Origin of the sequence: Microbacterium ureisolvens (assembly GCF_015278315.1) — a bacterium.
Lineage (GTDB): Bacteria > Actinomycetota > Actinomycetes > Actinomycetales > Microbacteriaceae > Microbacterium > Microbacterium ureisolvens.
The window spans coordinates 71,679-92,378 of sequence record NZ_JADIJE010000014.1; the positions used below are offsets into that span (position 1 = coordinate 71,679).

The 20,700-nt window shown below is 69.2% G+C and carries 14 protein-coding genes; 7 read left to right on the forward strand and 7 right to left on the reverse strand.

Annotated features, from left to right (window positions below; genetic code table 11):
• Window positions 1-77: 77 nt before the first annotated feature.
• Window positions 78-1,595: a DUF7059 domain-containing protein gene (locus tag IM767_RS17975; RefSeq protein WP_109208711.1), complete on the reverse strand. Its 1,518-nt coding sequence runs from the start codon at window positions 1,593-1,595 to the stop codon at window positions 78-80.
• Between the two features lie 137 nt (window positions 1,596-1,732).
• Between IM767_RS17975 and IM767_RS17980 the strand changes: the two genes are divergently transcribed.
• The 5 genes from IM767_RS17980 (at window position 1,733) to IM767_RS18000 (ending at window position 7,903) form a co-directional block, all read left to right on the forward strand.
• On the forward strand, window positions 1,733-4,099 hold the full coding sequence (locus IM767_RS17980) for a DUF6049 family protein (RefSeq protein WP_194398926.1): 2,367 nt from the start codon (window positions 1,733-1,735) through the stop codon (window positions 4,097-4,099).
• Window positions 4,096-5,700 (forward strand): murein biosynthesis integral membrane protein MurJ, encoded by a 1,605-nt coding sequence (murJ, locus tag IM767_RS17985; protein ID WP_109208713.1) that lies wholly within the window; start codon window positions 4,096-4,098, stop codon window positions 5,698-5,700. Before IM767_RS17980 ends, murJ begins: the two co-directional genes overlap by 4 nt.
• Window positions 5,701-5,835: 135 nt before the next feature.
• Window positions 5,836-6,837: a thioredoxin-disulfide reductase gene (gene trxB / locus IM767_RS17990; protein WP_109208852.1), complete on the forward strand. Its 1,002-nt coding sequence runs from the start codon at window positions 5,836-5,838 to the stop codon at window positions 6,835-6,837.
• Window positions 6,838-6,930: 93 nt separating this feature from the next.
• Window positions 6,931-7,254: a thioredoxin gene (gene trxA / locus IM767_RS17995; protein ID WP_109208714.1), complete on the forward strand. Its 324-nt coding sequence runs from the start codon at window positions 6,931-6,933 to the stop codon at window positions 7,252-7,254.
• A gap of 232 nt (window positions 7,255-7,486) precedes the next feature.
• Window positions 7,487-7,903, forward strand: a complete 417-nt coding sequence (locus IM767_RS18000) for a YciI family protein (RefSeq protein ID WP_109208715.1) — start codon at window positions 7,487-7,489, stop codon at window positions 7,901-7,903.
• 102 nt (window positions 7,904-8,005) lie between these two features.
• Here IM767_RS18000 and IM767_RS18005 read toward each other — a convergent pair whose 3' ends face one another.
• On the reverse strand, window positions 8,006-8,353 hold the full coding sequence (locus tag IM767_RS18005) for a tryptophan synthase subunit alpha (protein ID WP_422613785.1): 348 nt from the start codon (window positions 8,351-8,353) through the stop codon (window positions 8,006-8,008).
• A 58-nt stretch (window positions 8,354-8,411) separates the two neighbouring features.
• Between IM767_RS18005 and IM767_RS18010 the strand changes: the two genes are divergently transcribed.
• On the forward strand, window positions 8,412-9,686 hold the full coding sequence (locus IM767_RS18010; RefSeq protein ID WP_109208717.1) for an RNA polymerase sigma factor: 1,275 nt from the start codon (window positions 8,412-8,414) through the stop codon (window positions 9,684-9,686).
• Here the strand turns inward: IM767_RS18010 and IM767_RS18015 are convergent.
• Window positions 9,672-10,661: a ParB/RepB/Spo0J family partition protein gene (locus IM767_RS18015; RefSeq protein WP_109208718.1), complete on the reverse strand. Its 990-nt coding sequence runs from the start codon at window positions 10,659-10,661 to the stop codon at window positions 9,672-9,674. The two genes, IM767_RS18010 and IM767_RS18015, sit on opposite strands and share 15 nt — an antisense overlap.
• Complete coding sequence (locus IM767_RS18020; protein ID WP_109208853.1) at window positions 10,661-11,584, reverse strand: ParA family protein; 924 nt, start codon at window positions 11,582-11,584, stop codon at window positions 10,661-10,663. Before IM767_RS18020 ends, IM767_RS18015 begins: the two co-directional genes overlap by 1 nt.
• 1,054 nt (window positions 11,585-12,638) lie before the next feature.
• On the opposite strand from IM767_RS18020, the gene IM767_RS18025 reads away from it, so the two are divergent.
• Window positions 12,639-13,139, forward strand: coding sequence for a GNAT family N-acetyltransferase (locus tag IM767_RS18025; protein WP_109208719.1), 501 nt, complete (start codon window positions 12,639-12,641; stop codon window positions 13,137-13,139).
• A gap of 5,188 nt (window positions 13,140-18,327) precedes the next feature.
• On the opposite strand, the gene rsmG is transcribed toward IM767_RS18025, so the two are convergent.
• From rsmG to yidC, 3 genes are read right to left on the reverse strand one after another with little or no spacing between them, the layout of a single operon-like run.
• On the reverse strand, window positions 18,328-18,951 hold the full coding sequence (gene rsmG, locus IM767_RS18030) for a 16S rRNA (guanine(527)-N(7))-methyltransferase RsmG (protein ID WP_109208720.1): 624 nt from the start codon (window positions 18,949-18,951) through the stop codon (window positions 18,328-18,330).
• A gap of 47 nt (window positions 18,952-18,998) precedes the next feature.
• Window positions 18,999-19,517 (reverse strand): Jag family protein, encoded by a 519-nt coding sequence (locus IM767_RS18035; RefSeq protein WP_109208721.1) that lies wholly within the window; start codon window positions 19,515-19,517, stop codon window positions 18,999-19,001.
• Between the two features lie 37 nt (window positions 19,518-19,554).
• The gene (yidC, locus tag IM767_RS18040) at window positions 19,555-20,700 is read right to left on the reverse strand and encodes a membrane protein insertase YidC (protein WP_109208722.1); all 1,146 of its coding nucleotides are present in this window, start codon (window positions 20,698-20,700) and stop codon (window positions 19,555-19,557) included.

The window sequence follows — 20,700 nt, forward strand, 5'->3', positions numbered from 1 at the left end:
CCGCTTCTCACCGGTTTCGAATCGCGCACTTTGCGGGTTCGGGCGCCTCGAAGCTGCAAAGTGCGCGATTCGAACTCTCAGGCGAAACGGAGGAATCCGGTGAACGTCAGTTCGCGCACCCGAGGCAGGAGATCGCCCCGGAGGGCCCCGGCGTCGACCTCGAGCAGCTCGGCGATCGCGTCGATCAGCACTCCGACGGGCAGGTCGCCGTCGCACGCCCCGACGAGGGCAGCGAGCCCGGGATCGACGCCCAGCGCGCGCCCGAACCCGCCACCCTGGCGCAGCTCGATCACGGTCGGATCCTCGGCGCCGGGCAGGTGATGACGCGCTTCGGTCACGTCCGGTGCGACCGTGAGGACGGATGCCGCGAGCCCGGCGTCGTCGAGCGCGGCCAGGCGATCGTGAGCCGCGAGTGCCGCGGCGAGGTGATCGCCCAGTCCGTCGCCGGCGAGCGCCGTGTGCAGCGTCTCGTAGCGGGCCAGCGTGGGCTCACCGGCAGGACGTCGCAGCAGCAGGTACCCGAACCCGACCTCGGCGACGCGGCGCTCAGAGAAGTCGTCGAGCCACGCGTCGACCAGCCGCGCGAAGCCCGGGGTTCCGGGCAGCGTGCCGCCGTCGCGCACCCACAGCTCGGCGTACGACAGCGGGTCGAGGCTCTCGCGCTCGACCACCCAGGCGTCGAGCGCCACCCGTGAGGACTTGACCCATTCCCGCACCCGCTCGAGCCCGGGCACGCCGTCACGCGTCTCCCAGTTGCCCAGCAGCTGCGCGACGCCGCCCGCGGTCAGGTGGGCGCCGACACCCCGCACGAAGGCGGCCACGAGGTCGTCGCCGACCATGCCGCCGTCGCGGTACTCGTACGCCGGCACGTCGGCGACACGCGGCGTGATGACGAAGGGCGGGTTCGACACGATGCGGTCGAACCGCTCGCCGGCGACGGGCTCGAACAGGCTTCCGAGCCGCGTCTGGACGCCGTCCACGCCGTTGAGCAGCGCGTTGAGCCGAGTGAAGGCGAGCGCACGCGGCGAGATGTCGGTGGCGACGACCTCGTCGACCTGCGCGCGGGCGCGGAGCGCCTGGATGCCGCATCCGGCGCCGATGTCGAGCCCCCGCGCCGCGGGGGTCGTGAGCTGCAGACCGGCGAGCGTCAGCGACGCCCCGCCGACTCCGAGCACGTGGTCTTCGGGGAGGGGTCCGCTCAAAGCGGCCTCGTCGAGGTCGCTCGCGATCCACCACTGTCCGGTTCCCGCCGCGTCGGCGTACGACTGCGGCCGCACCACCGCGAGGGGCTGGACGATCTCCTCGGCGATGCTCGCGAGACCGAGTCGCACGAGTCCACCGGCGCGGGTGCGGGGAAGGGAGCTGTCGACGGATGCCTCGTCCTGCGGCATCCCGAGCACCAGTAGTCTGCCCAGCACGGCGAGGGCGTCGCGGCGGTCGCCGAGGACGCGCGAGGCCGGCGAACGGAGCCCGCGCGCGATGGCGTCGTCGGCGGCCGCGCCCCACGCATCGCGCACGGCCTCGGCGGTGAAGCCGGCATCGCGCAGGTCGGCGGCGAGGTCGCGGCAGAGGGTCGGGTCCGGTTCGGGGAGCACGCGTCCATCCAACCCTGTGGCGCGGTGAGGCGCTCCGGCGGCCCGGCGTCCGGCGGGCTCGGAGGCGCTGACCGTAGAATCGGGGTCGATCGTGCGGTCAGGACATCGCACAGGAGCGAACCCCCGACAGGATGATCGTGACCCCACCGCGAGCTCTGCGGCGCCCCCCTCGCCGCGCACCGCGTCTCGTCACCGCCGCACTCGCGGCGGTGGTCGTGGTCTGCGGCATGCTGCTCCCGGTGCCGGCGACGGCCGCCGCGCCCGAGCCCGCCCCGACGCCCAGCGAGATCTCGGACGTGCCTGCCGGCACCTCGGTGTTCACGCTCTCTCCGTCGTCGAACGGCATCGTGCGCCCCGGCGACGCGCTCAGCGTGTCGATCTCGCTCCAGAACGCCACCGACGCCGAGATCGCGCCGACCACCGTGACGCTCGCGCTCGGGCGGACCCCGATCGCGAACCGTGAGGCGCTCGGGGAGTGGCTCTCGGGCTCGGTATCGGCGGCCGGGCTCGAGCCGATCGCCGAAGGCGGGTTCGACGCCGTCCAGGCCGGCGCGTTCCAGGTGCGGGGCATCACGGTCGACGCCGACAACCCGGCGCTCGCCGGCCTCGCCGCGGGCGTCTACCCGATCGCCGCGTCGTACGACGGCTCGTCGGGCACGGTGACGTCCACCAGCGCCATGATCGTGCCGCCCGCCGACGCCGTCGATGTCGGCCTCGGTGTGATCGTCCCGATCACGGCCGGCGCGCTGGAAGAAGGCCTCCTCACCGCCGACGAGCTCGCCGAGCTCACGGCGTCGGACGGCGCGCTCACCAACCAGCTCGACGGGGTCACCGGAACCGCGGCGATCCTCGCGGTCGACCCGGCCGTGCCGGCCTCGATCCGCGTGCTGGGGACGTCGGCGCCCGAGTCCGCCCTCGAGTGGCTCGAGCGACTCGAGAACATCCAGAACTCGCGCTTCGCCCTCCAGTTCGGTGACGCCGACGTCACGGCGCAGCTCCAGGCGGGCCTGCCGCGCCCGCTCGAGCCCACCTCGTTCACGGCCTACATGGACCCGGCCGACTTCGTCGCTCCCAGCCCAACCCCGACCGCGACGCCGACCGAGTCGCCGTCCACGTCGCCCACCCCCACCCCGACGCCCACTGCCGGCAGTTCCCTGCCCGGCACCGAGGAGCTGCTGGCCGTCGGCCCCGCCACCCGCCCGGGCGTCTACTGGCCTGCCGACGGCACCGCCGACACCGAGATCGCCGAACGGCTCGCCGAGATCGACGCGGGCGGCATGACGCCGGTGACGCTCGTGCCCTCGTCGACGACGGATGCCGGAGCCGCCGGCCGCACCGTCTCGGCCCACGGCCGCATCGGGTCGGCCGAGGTGCTGGTCTACGACAGCGACATCTCATCGACGCTCGACGAAGCGTCGCAGCGTGAGGAGTCGTGGCTGCGCGGCGCGTCGCTCACCTCCGCCACCGCCTACCTCGCCTTCGCCACGGCGGAGGCTGACGGACCGATCCTCACCACCGTGGGGCGCGGAGAAGGCCGCGATCGCGTCGAGCTCGGTGCCGCCATCTCCGCCGCCTTCGGCGCACCGGACGTCACCCCGCGCACGATCGCCACGGTGGCGGCGAGCGAGGCACGCGACGTCGAGCTCGAAGAGATCGAGCCCTCGCAGGAGCGTGCGGCCGCGGCATCCGCCCTCGTCGCCGATGAATCCGAACTCGCGCGGTTCGCGACCATTCTCGACACCCCGTCGCTGCTGACCGGCCCCGAGCGTGCCGAGATCCTGCAGCTTCTGGGCGTCGCCTGGATCGGTGACGCGGCGTGGCCTGCCGCCCTCGCCGACCATCGTCAGGCGAGCGTCGACACCCTCGACTCGGTCGCGCTGCTGCCGACGAGCCCGAGTGACCTGTACGGCTCGTCCGCGGCCCTGCGGTTCTGGGTGCGCAACGACCTGCCCTACCCCGTGAACCTCGTGCTCTACACGACGCGCGACAACCCCCGGCTCGACGTGCAGCCGCAGACGCCGCTGGTCGCGACGCCCGAGAGCAACACGCGCGTCGAGGTGCCGGTGCAGGCCCGGGTGGGGCGCGGCGACGTCACGCTCACCCTGCAGCTGCGCAGCCCCGCGTTCGTCGCGATCGGCGAGGCCGAGTCGGTCGAGGTCAGCGTCTACGCCGACTGGGAGGCCGTGGGCATCGCCGCCCTCGCTGTGCTCGTCGGCCTGCTGCTGGCCTTCGGCATCATCCGCACGGTGCTGCGGATGCGCCGGAGACGCCGGAAGACGGATGCCGCAGCCGACGCTCCGGCGGAGGGTGCGGGTGCGCCGACCGACGTCGACGAGGCGCCGGGCGAAGAGGCCGAGGCGCTGGGTGACCAGGCCGAAGTGCCGCGCGAACGGGCGGAAGTGCCGGGTGAGCGGGCCGAGTCTTCAGGCGACGCGGTTGAGGCGTCGGACGACGCGGGGTCGGCTTCCCGCGAGACGGCGCCGGACGAGGAGCGCGGGCGATGAGCGGGATCGGGCGGGCGAGTGTCCTCATCGGCGCCGGCACGGTCGTCTCGCGGCTGACGGGGTTCCTGCGCTCGGTCGTGCTGGTCGCGGCGGTCGGCTCGGTCAGCAGCCGGGCGGGCGACGCCTTCGGCACCGCCAACCAGCTGCCCAACAACATCTACGCGATCATCTCGACGGGTCTGCTGACCGCCGTCGTCGTGCCGCAGATCGTGAAGGCGAGCGCTCACCCCGACGGCGGGCGCGCGTTCATCTCGAAGCTCTTCACGCTCGGCACCGTCGTGCTGGTCGTCACGACGGTGCTGGCCACCCTGGCGGCTCCCTGGCTGGTCCAGCTCTACGCCCCCGACTACACCGCCGATCAGCTCGCGCTCACGACGGCGTTCGCCTACTGGTGCCTGCCGCAGATCCTGTTCTACGGCCTCTACGCACTCGTCGGCGAGGCGCTCAACGCACGGCGGGTGTACGGCCCGTTCACGTGGGCGCCGATCGTCAACAACATCGTCTCGATCGCCGGCTTCCTGGTGTTCATCGCGCTCTTCGGTGGACCGATCACCGATACCGAGGACTGGACGCCCGAGATGATCGCGCTGATCGCCGGCACGGCGACGTTCGCGATCGTGGTGCAGGCGGTCATCCTGCTCTTCTTCTGGCGGCGCACGGGACTGCACGTCCGTCCCGACTTCCGCTGGCGCGGGGTCGGCCTCAACCACATCGGCCGGCTCGCGGGGTGGACGTTCCTCATGGTGCTCGCCGGGCAGCTGGCCGGGCTCGTCCAGTCACGCGTGCTCTCGGGCGCGTCCGGCGACGGCCCGGCGGCTCTGGCATCCCAGAACGCGTGGCTGCTGTTCATGCTCCCGTACTCGATCATCGTGCTGTCGATCGGGACCCCCTACTTCACGCAGCTGAGCGAGCACGCCTCAGCGGGTCGCGAGTCCGACGTGCGCGCCGACGTCGGACGCAGCATCCGCACGCTCGGCGTTTTCATCGTGATCGCGACGTTCGCCCTCGCCGCCGCCGCCGTGCCCGCGTCGCGCATCTTCACGAACTCCGCCGACCAGGCGGTCGAGGCCGCGTGGGTGCTCCTGGCCTTCCTCGTCGGACTGATCCCGCTCGCGGTGCTCTTCGTCATCCAACGCACGTTCTACGCCTACGACGACACGCGGACGCCGTTCTTCTTCACCCTGCTGCAGTGCGGCATCGTCGTCGCCACCGCCCTCATCGCCCAGGCGGTGCTCTCGCAGGCGTACCTTGCGGCGGGCGTCGCGCTCGGCCAGTCACTGGCCAGCCTCATCCAGGTGATCATCGCGACGTGGCTGCTCGAACGCCGGCTCGGAGGGCTGGCGATCGGATCATGGATGCTGTCACTCGGGCGGTTCGTCATCGCCGCCCTGCCGGCGGCTGGGGCCGGGTGGCTGGTGTTCCTCTGGTTCGGCGGTGCCGACGGCTGGACCACCGCGAGTGCCCTGCTGGGCGCGGCGGGCGCCGCGATCATCGGAGTCGTCTCGATCGCGGTCTACGTCGGCTTCCTCGCGCTGCTGCGCGCGCCGGAGCTGTCCGTTGCGACAGGGCTCGTCCGCCGGTTCCTTCCCGGCCGTCGCTGACCGGTCTCCGCATGCGCTCCGCAGCCGCGTGCGGAACGTGCCGTGGAATGCCACGTGGTTACCATGTGTTGAGGCATCCGGAGCCGTTGCGTCCGTCATGAGACGCTCTGCGGCTTCACGAGGAAAGGTGTGCACGTGCGTCAGGTCATCATCATCGGCTCGGGGCCTGCGGGCTACACGGCGGCCATCTACGCCGCCCGCGCGAACCTGAACCCGCTCGTCGTGGCGAGTTCGGTCGAGGCCGGCGGCGAGCTGATGAACACCACCGAGGTCGAGAACTTCCCCGGCTTCCCCGAGGGCATCATGGGTCCCGACCTGATGGCGAAGATGCAGGAGCAGGCCGAGAAATTCGGCGCCGAGGTGCTCTATGACGACGTCGTCGGGCTGGAGATCGACGGCTCGGTGAAGAAGGTCACGCTCGGCAGCGGCGCCTCGCACGAGGCTGACGCCGTCATCTTCGCCACCGGCTCCGCGCCCCGCAAGATCGGCATCGAGGGCGAGTCCCGGCTGTCGGGTCGCGGGGTGTCGTACTGCGCGACCTGCGACGGGTTCTTCTTCCGCGAGCGCGTGATCGCGGTCGTCGGCGGCGGCGACTCGGCGATGGAGGAGGCGACCTTCCTCACGAAGTTCGCGTCGAAGGTCTACGTGATCCACCGCCGCGACGAGCTGCGCGCCTCGAAGATCATGCAGGACCGGGCGTTCAAGAACGACAAGATCGAGTTCATCTGGAACGCCGAGGTCGCCGACATCCTGGGCGACGACGCCGTCACGGGCGTCGTGCTGAAGGACACGGTCGACGGCTCGACCCGTGAGCTCGCCCTGGACGGCGTCTTCGTCGCGATCGGCTACGACCCTCGCACGCACCTCGTGCACCAGAAGCTCGAGCTGACGTCCGATGGCACGGTGTGGGTCGACGGTCGTTCGTCGCGCACCTCGGTGCCCGGCGTCTTCGCCGCCGGTGACGTCATCGACCCGACGTACCGGCAGGCGGTCACCGCAGCCGGCAGCGGAACCGTCGCGGCCCTCGACCTCGAGCACTACCTCGCCGCGCTCGGCGAGGCCGGTGCCCCCGCGCCGGACGTCGCTGAGATCGACGGCCTGCCGGGCGCCGAGGCCGACGCCGCCGCCGTCGCGTAGCGCGGTCGAGGGGCTCGCACAAGCCGGGAACACTTCACGGCGATCTCGCGTTAGATGACCGTGGACAGACTTTCCACAGAAGGAGAAAGACAGATGACCGCCAAGGCGACGACCTCCGCCACGTTCGAGCAGGACGTGCTCCAGGCCGAGGGTCCGGTGCTCGTGGACTTCTGGGCGGAATGGTGCGGCCCGTGTCGCATGGTCTCGCCCGTCCTCGACCAGATCCAGTCGGAGCACCCCGACAAGATCACGATCCTGAAGCTCAACGTCGACGAGAACCCCGACCTCGCGATGAAGTACCAGATCACGTCGATCCCCGCGATGAAGGTGTTCAACAAGGGCCAGGTCGAGACCACGATCATCGGCGCCAAGCCGAAGTTCGCTCTCGAGCAGGACCTCGCCGCCTACATCGCCTGATCACCCAGATCTTGCGAAACCCCGCCGGCTCGCCCCGGCGGGGTTTCGTCGTTTCATCGGCGTTCTGGTCATATGCCCGTGGGGGAATCCGACTCGCTTGTGGGGATTCGGCTCGGTTCCGCAGAAATTCTGCGGCACGTTGTCGATCTGCGGCAGTCTTGTTCGACGCACAGGGTGAGGGCCCGGACGGGTCCGCACCCGGGCCTTCCGGCCCCCGACGAAAGGGATCCCCATGCGTTACATGTTCATCATGCAGGTCGACGCCGAGGCGGCAGCCGCGTTCGACCCCACCGCCGCTGATGTGCCGGCGATGTACGCCGCGATGGGCGCGTACAACGAGGAGCTCCAGAAGGCCGGCGTCTTCCTGAGCGCCGAGGGACTCTCGGACGCGTCAGAAGGCTTCCGGCTCGACTTCGACACCGTCCCGCCGGCCCAGACCGACGGCCCCTTCGCCGAGGCCCGCGAGGTCTTCACCGGGTTCTGGATCCTGGAGGTCGCCTCGCGCGAAGAGGCGGAGCACTGGGCCCGCAAGTGTCCACTCGGCCCCGGCACCGTGCTGGAGGTGCGCCGCGTGAACGACTTCGCCGACCTCGATCAGAACGACGAGTGGGTGCAGAAGGCGCAGGAGTGGCGCGCCGCGCACACCTGAGCCGTGTCGGGCTCGGGGTCGGGGTCGGGGTCGGCTTCCGGCATGAGCGCGGGTTACGGAGCCGACGCGGCGCACGGGCACGAGCTCGTGCGTTCCGCCGAGTCAGCTCGCCTCTGCACGCACCGTCGGGTCCCACCGGCGGTGCGTGTTCGCGTCGCCGAGCAGACCCCACACCGCGCGGGTGAGCGGGGGATAGTCCAGGGCGATCTGCCGCAGCACGCGGTAGTGCCGGGTGGCGTTCGGGCGCGACCCGCCGTTGGCGGCGATGTTCTCGGCACGGAGCATGAACACGACGAGTTCGTCGACACTGGGCAGGTCGTCCATGAAGTCCCACGGATCTTCCCCTGCACGCAGCCGCTCGGTGATCAGGACCGAGAGCTCGTCGGCGGCCTCCGCCCGCAGCAGCTCCAGACTCGCGCGCCGGCGCGGGGTCTGCTCGTCGTTCGCCACCAATCAAGGGTACGACGCCCGTCCGACCTCGCGGGCCGCCCGCGCCTACGCTGACAGTATGACCACCGACGACGCACACACGCGCCGCGCGGTCGAAGCCGTCTGGCGCGAGGAGTCCGCCCGCATCGTCGCCGCACTCACCAGACACACCGGGGACTTCGCGTGGGCTGAGGATCTCGCCCAGGAGGCGCTCGTCGAGGCGCTCGCGTCATGGCCGGCCTCCGGCATCCCTCACAATCCTGGAGCGTGGCTCATGTCGGTCGCCAAGCGGCGCGCGATCGACGGGTGGCGGCGACGCGAGCGACTCGCGGCCCGCGAGCCGATGTTCGTGACCGAGGCGCTGGCTGTGGAGTCGGTCGACTCGGTGCCCGACGACGCCGATCCCGATCGCATCGACGACGACGTCCTGCGCCTCGTCTTCGTCGCCTGCCATCCCATCCTTCCGCCGCAGGCCCGCCTCGCGCTGACTCTCCGCACCGTGGCCGGACTCACGACGGACCAGATCGCCCGCGCGCTGCTCATGACGGTGCCCACCGTGCAGCAGCGCATCGTCCGCGCCAAACGGCAGCTGGCAGCAGAGGGCGTGCCGTTCGAGGTGCCCGATCGCGCGGAGCGTCCGGCACGGCTTGCCAGCGTGCTGCAGGTCATCTACCTGCTCTTCACCGAGGGGTACTCCGCAGCCGAGGGGGAGGGGCTGCTCCGCCCCGACGTCGCCCGCGAGGCGGTGCGCCTCGGTCGGCAGCTCGTGGCGATGATGCCTCGCGAGCCCGAGATCTGGTCGCTCATCGCGCTCATGGAGTTCCAGTCCTCCCGGTTCGCCGCCCGCGTCGACGCCGAAGGGCTGCCCGTCACCCTCGAAGAGCAGGATCGCCGCCGGTGGGATCGTTCGGCGATCACCCGCGGTCGCGAGGCGATGCGGAGAGCGGATGCCGCGACCCGAGGCGTCGGCTACTACGGAGTGCAGGCCGCGATCGCCGAATGCCACGCGGTGGCGCCCGACTTCGCGTCGACGGACTGGGAGCGGATCCTCGAGCTCTACGACGCGCTCGAGTCACTCGCGCCGTCCGCCGTCGTGCGGCTCAACCGCGCCGTGGCCCTGTCGATGGTCGAGGGTCCCGAGTCGGCGCTGGCTGTTGTCGACGCCCTCGCACCCGAGCTCACGGGCTTCCGGCCACTTCCGGCCGTGCGCGCAGAGCTCCTGGATCGCCTCGGACGAACGGATGCCGCGGCCGCCGAGTTCCTCGCGGCGGCCGCGTTGCCGGGCAACGCGGCGGAGGCCGAAGCGCTGCGCCGGCGCGCGGAAGGTCTGCGCGGAGGCCTACGAGGCCTCTAGTGCTCCGTACTCCGTCTCGCCGAGCTCGGCGAGGATGCGGTTCAGGTCCTGAATCGTCGCGAAGTCGATGCTGATCTGGCCTTTTCGTGCCGTCAGCGCGATCTTGACCCTCGTGTTGAGCCGGTCGCCGAGTCGACCGGCGACTTCATCCAGGTGCGCACGGCGCGAACCGGCCTGTGGCTTCGCCGCACGCGTGGGGGAGGCATCCGGAAGCTTCGCGGCAGCCTCGGCGGCGCGGACCGAGAGATCTTCGTTCACGATCTTGTCGGCGAAGCGCTGCATCGCCGCGGCGTCCTCGAGCGACAGGATCGCGCGGGCGTGCCCGGCCGTGAGCACTCCCGCAGCGACCCGCTGCTGCACCGGCACGGGGAGCTTGAGCAGGCGGATCGTGTTGCTGATCTGCGGACGCGAGCGGCCGATGCGGGTCGCGAGCTCCTCCTGTGTGATCCCGAAGTCTTCGAGAAGCTGCTGGTATGCCGACGCCTCTTCGAGAGGGTTCAGCTCCGAGCGATGCAGGTTCTCGAGAAGCGCGTCGCGGAGGAGGTGCTCGTCAGCGGTGTCGCGCACGATCGCGGGGATCGAGGTGAGACCGGCCTCGCGGGCGGCGCGGGTACGACGCTCACCCATGATGAGCTCGTAGTCGCCGTTGTCGTTGCGGCGCACGACCACGGGCTGCAGCACCCCGAACTCGCGCACGCTGTGCACGAGTTCCGCGAAGTGCTCGGGGTCGAAGTTGGTGCGCGGCTGACGCGGGTTGGGGACGATGTCGTGCGGGTCGATGTGCGCCAGGTGCGCGCCCGGTACCTCGACGAGGTCCTCCTGGCCGTCGGGCTCGGGGGTCGAGTCCTTCGGCTCCGCCTCGTCGACGGCGACGGCGCGCGGGAAGAAGACGTCCGCGGGACGCTCGTCGCTCGCCTCGGTGGTCGGGATCAATGCGCCGATTCCACGACCGAGTCCTGTGCGCTTCGCTGCCATCACGCGCCCCTTTCATTCGAGGCGCTGTCGCGCCGGATCATCTCGACAGCCGCCTCGCGGTAGGCGATCGCGCCGGCCGACTGTCCATCGTAAGCGAGAACCGATTGCCCGAAACTCGGCGCCTCCGAGACGCGCACCGATCGAGGGATGATCGTGTCGAGCACTTCGGCGGGGAAGTGGGCACGCACCTCGTCGGCGACCTGCTGCGCGAGCCGCGTGCGCCCGTCGTACATCGTCAGCATGATGGTCGACAGCTGCAGGCGCGGGTTCAGGTGTTTCTGGATCATCCGCACCGTGCCGAGCAGCTGGCTCAGACCTTCGAGTGCGTAGTACTCGCACTGGATCGGGATCAGGAGCTCGCCCGCCGCGGTGAACGCGTTGATGGTGAGAAGCCCCAGTGACGGCGGGCAGTCGATCAGGATGAAGTCGAGCTCGCCGGGATTCTTCTCCAGGTAGTCGTCGACGGCCACGCGGAGGCGATGCTCGCGGGCGACCTGTGACACGAGCTCGATCTCGGCTCCGGCCAGGTGGATCGTGCTCGGCGCACACAGCAGGTTGGGAGACTCAGGGCTCACCTGGATGATGTCCGCCAGCGGGAACTCGTCGATGAGCACGTCGTACACGCTCGGCGTGTCAGCGGTGTGCGGCACGCCCAGTGCAGTCGAGGCGTTGCCCTGCGGATCGAGGTCGATCACCAGCACCTTGGCGCCCCGCTCAGCCAACGCAGCTGCCAGGTTGACGGTCGTCGTCGTCTTTCCGACGCCGCCCTTCTGGTTCGAGACGGTCAGCACGCGAGTGCGTCCCGTGAGCTGAACGTCGGCTTCTTCGAGTGCCTTGCGGCGGGCGGAGAGGTCGGCGATCTCCCGCGCGATAGGGGAGTCGTCGTCGTCCTGCGCGAGTGCCGCACCGTCTTGCTGCACGATGGGGGATTCCTCTTCCTGCGTGGCAGTGGTGCCGTCGGGTGGTGGAATGACGTCGGATGCGGAGTCGGAGGACTCGACGGATGCCACGTCACTGTCGGAGTCGGCCTGCGCAGCGTCTTCGCTGGGCCCGGCTTCCTCGGTGGGCGCGGCTGGCGCGGCTTCTTCGCTGGGCGCGGCTCCCTCGCTGATGCCGGCGGTCTCGGCGGGCCCGGCTTCTTCCTCGGAAGGCTCGACCGCGTCGTTCGTCTCGGTGTAGACGATGGGGCGGTCGTCGACGGCATCCTCTGTCTGTGGAGCCTCCGTCGGCGGAGCCGCCGGAGTCGAGACCGTCGGGGACTCATCGGACGAGAAGGATGCCGGAGCTTCGCTCTCGTCGGGCTGTTTCACGTGAAACTCTCCCCCGTGCCCGAGCCGCTCAACATCGTCTTCCACCCTATCCCGCCTCGCCCCCATCCCCAGCCGCCGGAGCCACTTATTCATGCGTTCCTTACCGTTCCGGGTGGATGATCCACTCTCGTTGCTGCTGGCGCCGACCGACGATCGGGTGCTCACGGGCGGCGCGGAGTTCTCCTCCTAGTCAACCTTGAGCGGCCGGTTCGGCCGCGCCAACCCGCCGCTCAGAGCCGACTGGGCACGGCGCTTGCAGTGCGCCGCCGGTATCGGAGTCGCCGGCCGGCTCGGCCACGCTGACAAGCTCCCGACGGCAGCTACGCGCGGCCATTCGCGGTCGTCCCACGGGAGACTGGTCGCCGCCGGCCACGCTCCCGACTCACTCGCGTACCGGGAGGGAGCGATCCTCCTGCCGGTCATAAGACCGTCCGACTGGGGAGAGAGCGACCCAGTGGCCCTCCGCCGTACACGGGCGTTTCACGTGAAACGTGCCCGAGAGACGGAGTGGGGTGTCCACGTTCAAGCGCAGGCGGATCACGGGTGCCCTGGGCAGAAACGCAATTTGTGCCAGCGGGTTCGCCGCGAAACTGCGATTGCGCAACGCGCGTCGAGAGGGGCACCGCCGGGCACCGGCGCCGGGTTGCGCATCCGCTAGGGTGCTGAGGTGCTTCCCAGAGAGACAGACAGACTTCGCTTCCGACAGATGACGGCGTCGGACCTCGAGGCGATGGCCGAGCTGCTGGGGAATCCCGACGTCATGCGGTTCTACCCCGCACCCAAGACCCGCGAGCAGTCCGCAGCCTGGATCGCGTGGAACCAACGGAACTATGCGGAACACGGCTACGGGCTCTGGATCATCGAGACGCACGCGGGCGAGTTCGTGGGCGACTGCGGCTTGACCTGGCAAGAAGTCGGCGGGCTCAGCCGACTCGAGGTGGGGTATCACGTCACACCGGCTTGGCAGGGCAGGGGCATCGCGACCGAGGCTGCCGCGGCATGCCGCGACTACGTCATCGAACATGTGGATGCGCGAGAACTGATCGCCATCGTCCACCCGGACAACCGCGCATCCCAACGGGTCGCGGAGAAGATCGGGATGCATCGCGTGGACGATGATCACTCCGGAAGCGGTGCCGGCCGCGTCATCCTGAGTATGGCGGTCTAGAGCGCGGCCTGAGTGCGGACTCGGTCCGCGTGGTCTTCTGCGCGGGCAGGCTAGGCTCCAACAGCCAGCATTCCGCCGCTGTGATTTGCTCCTCGATGACGTCGCAACGACCAACTGACTCGCGCCAGGGCACCCGGTGTAGGGGGCACGCCCTGTGTTGTCAGCTTGTCGTGTGCTTCAACGACGGGGGCTCACCTTCCGCTGGATGACTTGGATGCTCTTCCCGGGACTCCCGCGCGGCCGACCATGAGGTCGACGTCTTCACGACGGCGCGTCGCCGAACGATCCAATAGCTGAGGTGTTGCGTGCAACCTCGCCCGAGGTTGCTAGCCGCCTAGCTCGAACGGTTGGCCGGAATTCCGCCTGCCGGATGTGGAGAGCCTCACGTGAAGCACGCCCTTGATCTTGTTAACATCCGACCAGAGTCCCAGCGCCGAACCATTCGCAGGATGCACTGTTCCACGTGAAACGCGGCACCCCTAGCGGCGCCGACCCTGGTCGGGCAGCACATCCGGTGTGCGTGGCACCTGAGAGGCTCGTGCCTGTTGGGATCATCCGCTGCAGGCGTGCGATCCGCGGCATACCGGCATGGAAGTGAGCAGTGCACTCCGCCGTTGGCGACACTCACCACACACACGGCGTGCCGGGGCGGGTGCTCGGAGCCTACGCATCACGGGACACGGTCGACCAACATGTCTGCGTCATCAGATTCCCGGACTCACGCAGCGATATACAGCGTGGAGGGCTCGTCGCTCGGCCCGTCTTCACAGTGCGCAGAGATGAGCGCGTTGCGGGCACCGAACTCGGCAGTTCTCCGTTCAGGATCGACAAGGGGACGGCCATCGTTGATCGGGCAAATCCGTCGTTTCACGTGAGACATGACCGCCTTACCGCCGCACGTGCGGATCGCTCCACCATTCATAGCGACACCTGCTCGCGTCTCAGCGCTGGGACACCCGCCTGGGAGAGTTGATGAGCCCACGATCCACATCGAGCGGGAGGGATAGGGGTGCCAGCGACACACAATCGGGCGGAGGTGCCCGTCTCGCGCTCCCGAGACACTGGTGGTCGAACACGAGCGGACGGGTGCCGCGGCGCCTGCCAGACGGGGCTAGGTCCTTTCGCCCAGCTGACTGCTAGTAGATGCGCCTCCCGACGTCTGAGCAGTCCTGCTCCGACTCGATGATTCGCTCACACCACTCCCCGAACCCATCCTCCGTCTCACTAGGTATGTTTCACGTGAAACGCGCACGTCTGTCGTGCTGGTCTGCGCCTACCGCTCGTCCGCGCGTCGACCGCTACGACGCCTGCAAACGTCGCGCCTTCGTCCGACTAGCGGCGATCGTGCTTCCGCACGTGCGGGGATCGGCGTGGGGCCTCGGGCATTGAGCTGCGCGGCCGGGGTGAACCAGCCCGACTCGTTCAGCCCACCGTGTGCGCACACTCACTGCACCGGCTCGTCGGCCCTCGCAACCGCGCTCCACCGCGTCACGGCGGGTGACGCGGTGAGCCGCGGGGTCGACCACGGAGAAGCTGGGGGTGGAGGGACATGTCGCGGACATCCGCTCCTTCCGTCCATGACGCCAGAGCGGGAGCGTAGCGCGCAGGGTTCAGCCGCGACTGCGGCGAAGCGGATCACACATACGGCGCCGGCTGCTCTTCGCCCGAACACGCGCACTCCGCCAGACACACCGGGCCGGGAACGAGGGCCTGCGCGGCTACTGGCCGGGCCGCCGGCACAGCGCGGGGGTGAGGACTCGCAGGGCTCGGGAGCGGACGCCCCGTCGATGCGCGTTGGGCACAGCGCGGTGCGGAACAGCGGCGAGCTATCCGCCCCGGACCATCGCCCGGATCATCGAACCCTTGGGGAGCTGATTGACGACAGACCCGGTCCAACGTCGTCGCGGTGGAGGAGCCGACGGTCCGTAGCGGGAGGGCATCGCCCGACCGGAACGCGTCCGAGCGGCCCCACAGGCGCGCGGCATCGATTGCCGCGGGCACGAAGACGTGTCGCTCGCTCGCCCCCTCTTACCGCAGTGACACGCATTCAAGTGTGTTGTCGCGAACGCCCGCCGGTCGGCTCGTGGTCACGCGGATAGCGGTCGGAACAGCGGTGACGTTTCACGTGAAACACTGGGATGTACGACGAACGGCCCACGTCCTTTCAGCTGCGCCTTCCGACGCAGGCGGACGAGCGACTGAGGACTGCCGAAGCGAGCCGCGCCCGTACGCGGTGCGGATGCGCTGAAGTCGGGTCAGGGAGGACGCGACTCGCAGATGAAGTGACGGTGCTGGCGGAATCTCTTCGGCGCAAAGGGGCCAATTGCGGAGGACGGTGCTGGCGGAACCCGTTCAGCTCAGAGGGTCGAACAGGCGGGAGGGTTGCACCACCGTTCTGGCTCAGCCGAGTACACAGCTCCCCGCATCGACCGCCGCAGAGCCCAAGCTTCCGCTCGACGGCTGGAGCGTCCCGGCGAGGCACTGGCGTTGCCGGCGAGGCGACGTCACCGTGGCATTCCGCACCTGCTGCGCGGACGCCCGCAGGGGGAGAACGGATCGCCGTTTCACGTGAAACACTCCGGAGAGCCGTGCAGGCACACCTACGGTGGCGCAACTGGTGTCGAGAAGTGACTCATCGAAGGATCCGACTCGTGCAACTCCGCGGACGTGAGGCACCTGAGGCGACGGCGATTCTGGCCCAGTCGCCGGCGTCGTGGGCGGCTAGGACGCGCTACACCACCAGTCACGCACGGACATGACGGTGGCAAGAGGAGCCGACGGGCGTGGCGCGAACGCGCCTATCGGTCGCACCGCCTGACCGAAAGCCGGCCCGCTGGGGTGGGCCACGCAAACGATGCCCCGACGACCCAGGCGACCCGACGAACCGGGACCTGGGGTCCCCGAAGCTCGGCACACCGTCGTGCAGGTCGCCGATCGGGGAGCGGCATTCTCCGGTTGCCCCACCACCCTCACGGCCGTGCGTACGGCCTACGACCACTCTGAGCACGAGTAGACGTGAGCAACCGCCTCGACGCGCTGCGAGCGAACAATTGATCGTCATCGTGCACGCACCACGAACTGGAGTCCGCTCTCGCCGGAGATCCCAGCGTTCGAGCGCGCATCACAACCGGAAGGCCACGTATGCGTCTGCCATTCCGCCGCCAGCTCTTCTCCGCACAGAGCGGGCAGCCACGCGAAGCGCAGCACCGCGGACGGCGTGCCGAGGACACGAGTGCCGCCACCATCTGCGCGCAGCAAACGCGCCATCCGCGTATCCCCTCCCAGCCCATCATGCAAGTCCCGCGCATCTGAGGGGACTCCGCGTGGCCGATACGCCCGGCTTGGTACAAGAAGCGCCCTTGGCCCATCATGTGCCACCTCCTTCTCGAGACCTGTACGTTCCACCAAATCGATCGAGAGGTGCAGGGGAGTGTTGAACGAGGCTGAGACGATCGCGGGCGGGAGCCATGGCGTCGCCCCCGCTCCGACCGACGGCTGGGCGCCGGATTTCGGACGCTGGCCGACCTCTTGCCGACCCCCGGTCATCCACGTAGCGCTCGGCGATGACGGCGGGCTAGGAGAGCCGCTTGTTTCACGTGAAACACCCGCCGTTACTGCTCCTTCCGCCGCCGCCCCGGCCGACCAGGTGTTTGACTCGCCGGCAAGGCGGCGTGCCGGGATGCCCTCGAGCTGCGATCTCGCCATCCCACGCCGAGTTGCCCTCCTGTCACCCTCGCGTTTGTACGCGTGCGCTCGCTCCGGATCCCGCTCTCAGCGGCGGCGCCACAAGAAGCTCAAGCAATGCGGTTGTTTCACGTGAAACACCGAGTTGCACCACCCACATCGGCACTGCGCGTTCCGAGGGCTGCGGGACGGCGGACCATCAAAGCAAATACTCGGCGGCGGACGCGTCGGCGCGCTGGACTCTCTGCGTCGGAGGTGGAGTCATCTACGCGCCCGGCGCATGGCTGACAAGGACGCGCTCGGTCCCGGCGTCTGCTCTCACGCGCACTCATCGCTGGGCGTGCGGCAGGCAAATCGAGCAGAGGAAGCAGCGTGTCCCACCCAAACCAGCGCTCGCGGCTCGCTCACATGACGACAAGGCGGACACATCGACTGGCAAGACCGGGGCGTTTCACGTGAAACCTGCGCCTTAGACCGCTCATCACTCGCCACGGCCCCGGGTCGAAGCCGACGGGACCGAGCAGTGCGATCTCTTCCTGCCGGAGCGTCGTGGGCGAGGATCATGTCACCACGGCGCACCGCGTTGACATCTCAGTGTGCGTATGCGCTGCACGCGGCATCCGTCGAGTTCTCCACGTCCGCAACCACCCGAGACACGGCGAATACATGGAGCATGAGACACCGCCGTTTCACGTGAAACACGCGACTGCGGCGGCCTCACCGCTCCAACGGATCAGGGGAGCGACCGAACACCGTGAACGGTCAGCCGACTGGTCGTTTACGGGGGCGGTGCGCCAGTGAAGCTCGGTCGACACCTGGGTTCGGACGGTCTTCACGCGTCAGCCGCCCATTCGCCGCGTTCCGACCATTCGCGACGCGCAGCACAGGCACCGGCAGGGCACAGGCACCGGCCTGGACGGCGGCCCGTTCCAGATGGAAACAAGGTCAGCGTGCTCTCCGTACGCCACCGACCGGGTTGACGTAGGGGAAGGGGACCGACGTTAGCAACCTGATCGGTCAGTCAGGATGTTGGCCGCGGGCTGGTGCCACCAACGAGATTCAAGCGACACCCCGGGGTTCGGACGCGCACCACGCGTCGACGGGCCACTCCTCGCTTCCTTCCGTTTGCGGGGCGGCGCAGACAGCGGCTAGGACAGCGACCCACTCCAGGTGCGCCGAGGCCAGGGCTCGATCACCTCTCCTCACCGATCAGATCGACCGGGCCGGCAAGCACCTGATCGGCGAACTCGGTTGTCGCGCCGGGGGTGGCACGACAGAGTGGCACTCAATCGACACGTGAGTGCGGACGCGCTTCGCGCCAGCGGTCCCGCTCGCCAGATGCCCCCCCCCCCCGCGGCGCCCTCGGCGAAAAGTCGGCCAGAGAGGACGTGTTTCACGTGAAACACGTCGGCCGCGCCGGCTCGCTACTCGCCGCCCGGGCCGCCGTCACGCAACACGCACCCGACGAAGCGCGAATCCGCGCACAGCAGCAGACGAGACCGGGTCAGCGGACGGTGGCGCGAATCACGCGAGACGGCTCGGGGAGCAGCCCTTCGCCGACGATCTCGACGCGAGCGTTCGTCACCTTGAACTTGCGGAGCTGCTTCTCGGCGGCTTCAATCTCGTTGTCGGCGCTCGTTCCCTTGAGCAGGATGAGCTCGCCGCCGTCGCGAACCAGGGGAGCGGTGATCGGCACCAGGGTGCGGAGGGCGCTGACCGCCCGTGCGGTGACCGCGTCCAACGACGGGCCGCGCTTCCAGTCCTCGGCACGAGCGCGCACGACCTCGACGTTGTCGAGACCCAGCGACGCGACCTGCTCCGACAGCCAGGCGACGCGACGCTCCATGGGCTCGATCAGGACCCACTCGACGTCCGGACGAGCGATCGCGAGCACCAGGCCCGGGAGGCCGGCACCGGACCCGACGTCACCGACACGCCCTGAGAACAGGGGAGCGATGACGGCGCTGTTCAGGATGTGGCGCGACCACAGCCGCGGCGGCTCGAGCGGGCCGATCAGTCCGCGCTCTTCACCGTGCTGCCCGAGGGCCTCGGTGAACCGACGCGCGACGTCGATCCGGTCGCCGAAGATCTCGGCCGCGGCCGCGGGTTCCTGCTCGATTTCGATCATCGTGTGTCCGGACGAGTCGACTGCTGTTCCACGTGAAACGTGCGGCCTCAGCCGCGACGGATCACCGTGTGGCGGTCGGCGCCCTCGCCGTAGGACTCAGACACGAAGCCGCGGTCAGCGACGATGTCGTGCACGACCTTGCGCTCGTAGCTGGACATCGCGGGCAGCGATGCCTGCGAGGCGCCGTCGTCGAGGCGCGCGATGGCGCGATCGACCAGCGCCGCGAGCTCGTGCTGGCGCGCGTCACGCGAACCGCCGATGTCGAGGATGAGGCGCGAGAAGCGGCCGGTGCGGTTCTGCACTGCGATCCGCGTCAGCTCCTGCAGCGCCTGCACGGTGTCGGGTGCGGCGATGAGCGCAACGGATCCGCCGGACGGCGCCTCGACCGAGACGTAGGCGCGACCGGCGCGCACGTCGAGGTCGAGGTCGCCGTCGATGTCGGCGATGTCGAGCAGCCCCTCGATAAAGTCGGCCGCGACGTCGCCCTCCTCCTCGAGTTGGGCGACGGTGGCGGGCACCCGGTCATCGCGGGTGTCGACGGGGGCGTGCTCGGAAGACGTGGTCATGTCGTGATCCTCGTGGGGACGTCGGGTCGGGGAGTCGTCAGGAAGCGGAGGCCGAGCCGCCGGAGCCGGATTCGCCGGCTGAGCCGCCCGATCCGCCCTGCTTCTGACCCGGCTGCTTCTGCGCCTGCTTCTTGGCGCGCTGCTTGCTCACGGGCTGCTGACGCTTCGGTGCGGCGGCTCGAGCACGCTCTGCCTCTTCGTACAGGCGCTGCTGCTCGGCCTGGTACTTCTCCATCGGCACCACCTTGCCGGAGGCGTCGATCGCCTTGCCCTTGCGCGCCAGTCGCTCCTCGCGCGCCTTGGCGGCATCGGAACCCGGGGTGGGCATCTCGCGAATGACCAGGAACTGCTGGCCCATGGTCCACAGGTTCGACACGAACCAGTAGATGACGACACCGAGCGGGAAGAAGACACCCGAGAAGATGAAGCCCAGCGGAAGGATGTAGAGCATGATCTTCTGCATCTGGTACGCCTGGCCGGTCTTGGCCTCGGGCGACAGGTTCTTCGAGATGATCTGCAGCTGGGTGAAGAACTGCGACGCGATCATGAGCACGACCAGCACGACCAGGATGATGATCGCCGGGGTGTTGCCGCTGTTCACGGCGTCGATGAGCGTCTCGTGCAGCGACGCGACGCCGAACAGCTTCGCGTTGTAGAACTCCTGCGTGAGCTCCGCATTGAGCAGGCCCACACCGCCGATGCCCGCCGTCGCGTGCTTGGTCACATCGTTGAGCACGCTGAACAGTGCGAAGAAGACCGGCATCTGCACGAGCAGCGGCAGACAGCTCGAGACCGGGGTGGTGCCGTGCTTCTTGTACAGCGCCATGGTCTCGCGGCTCATCGCCTCGCGAGAGAGCTGATCACGCTTGCCCTTGTACTTCTCCTGAACTTTCCGCAGTTCAGGAGCGATTTCCATCATCTTGCGCTGGCTCTTGATCTGCCGCACGAACAGCGGGATCATCGCCGAGCGCACCACGATCACCAGACCGACGATGGCCAGCACCCAGGTGATGCCGTCAGCCGGCGGGAGGCCGATCGCGGTGAACAGCCAGTGCCAGAAGACGAGCACCGCCTCGACGACCCACTTCAGCGGCCACAGGATGATGCCGAAGAGGTCGAATCCTCCGTTGGTCGCCGGCGCGGAGGGCGACGGCGTCGAGGCGAGGGCTGACAAGAGATCCAT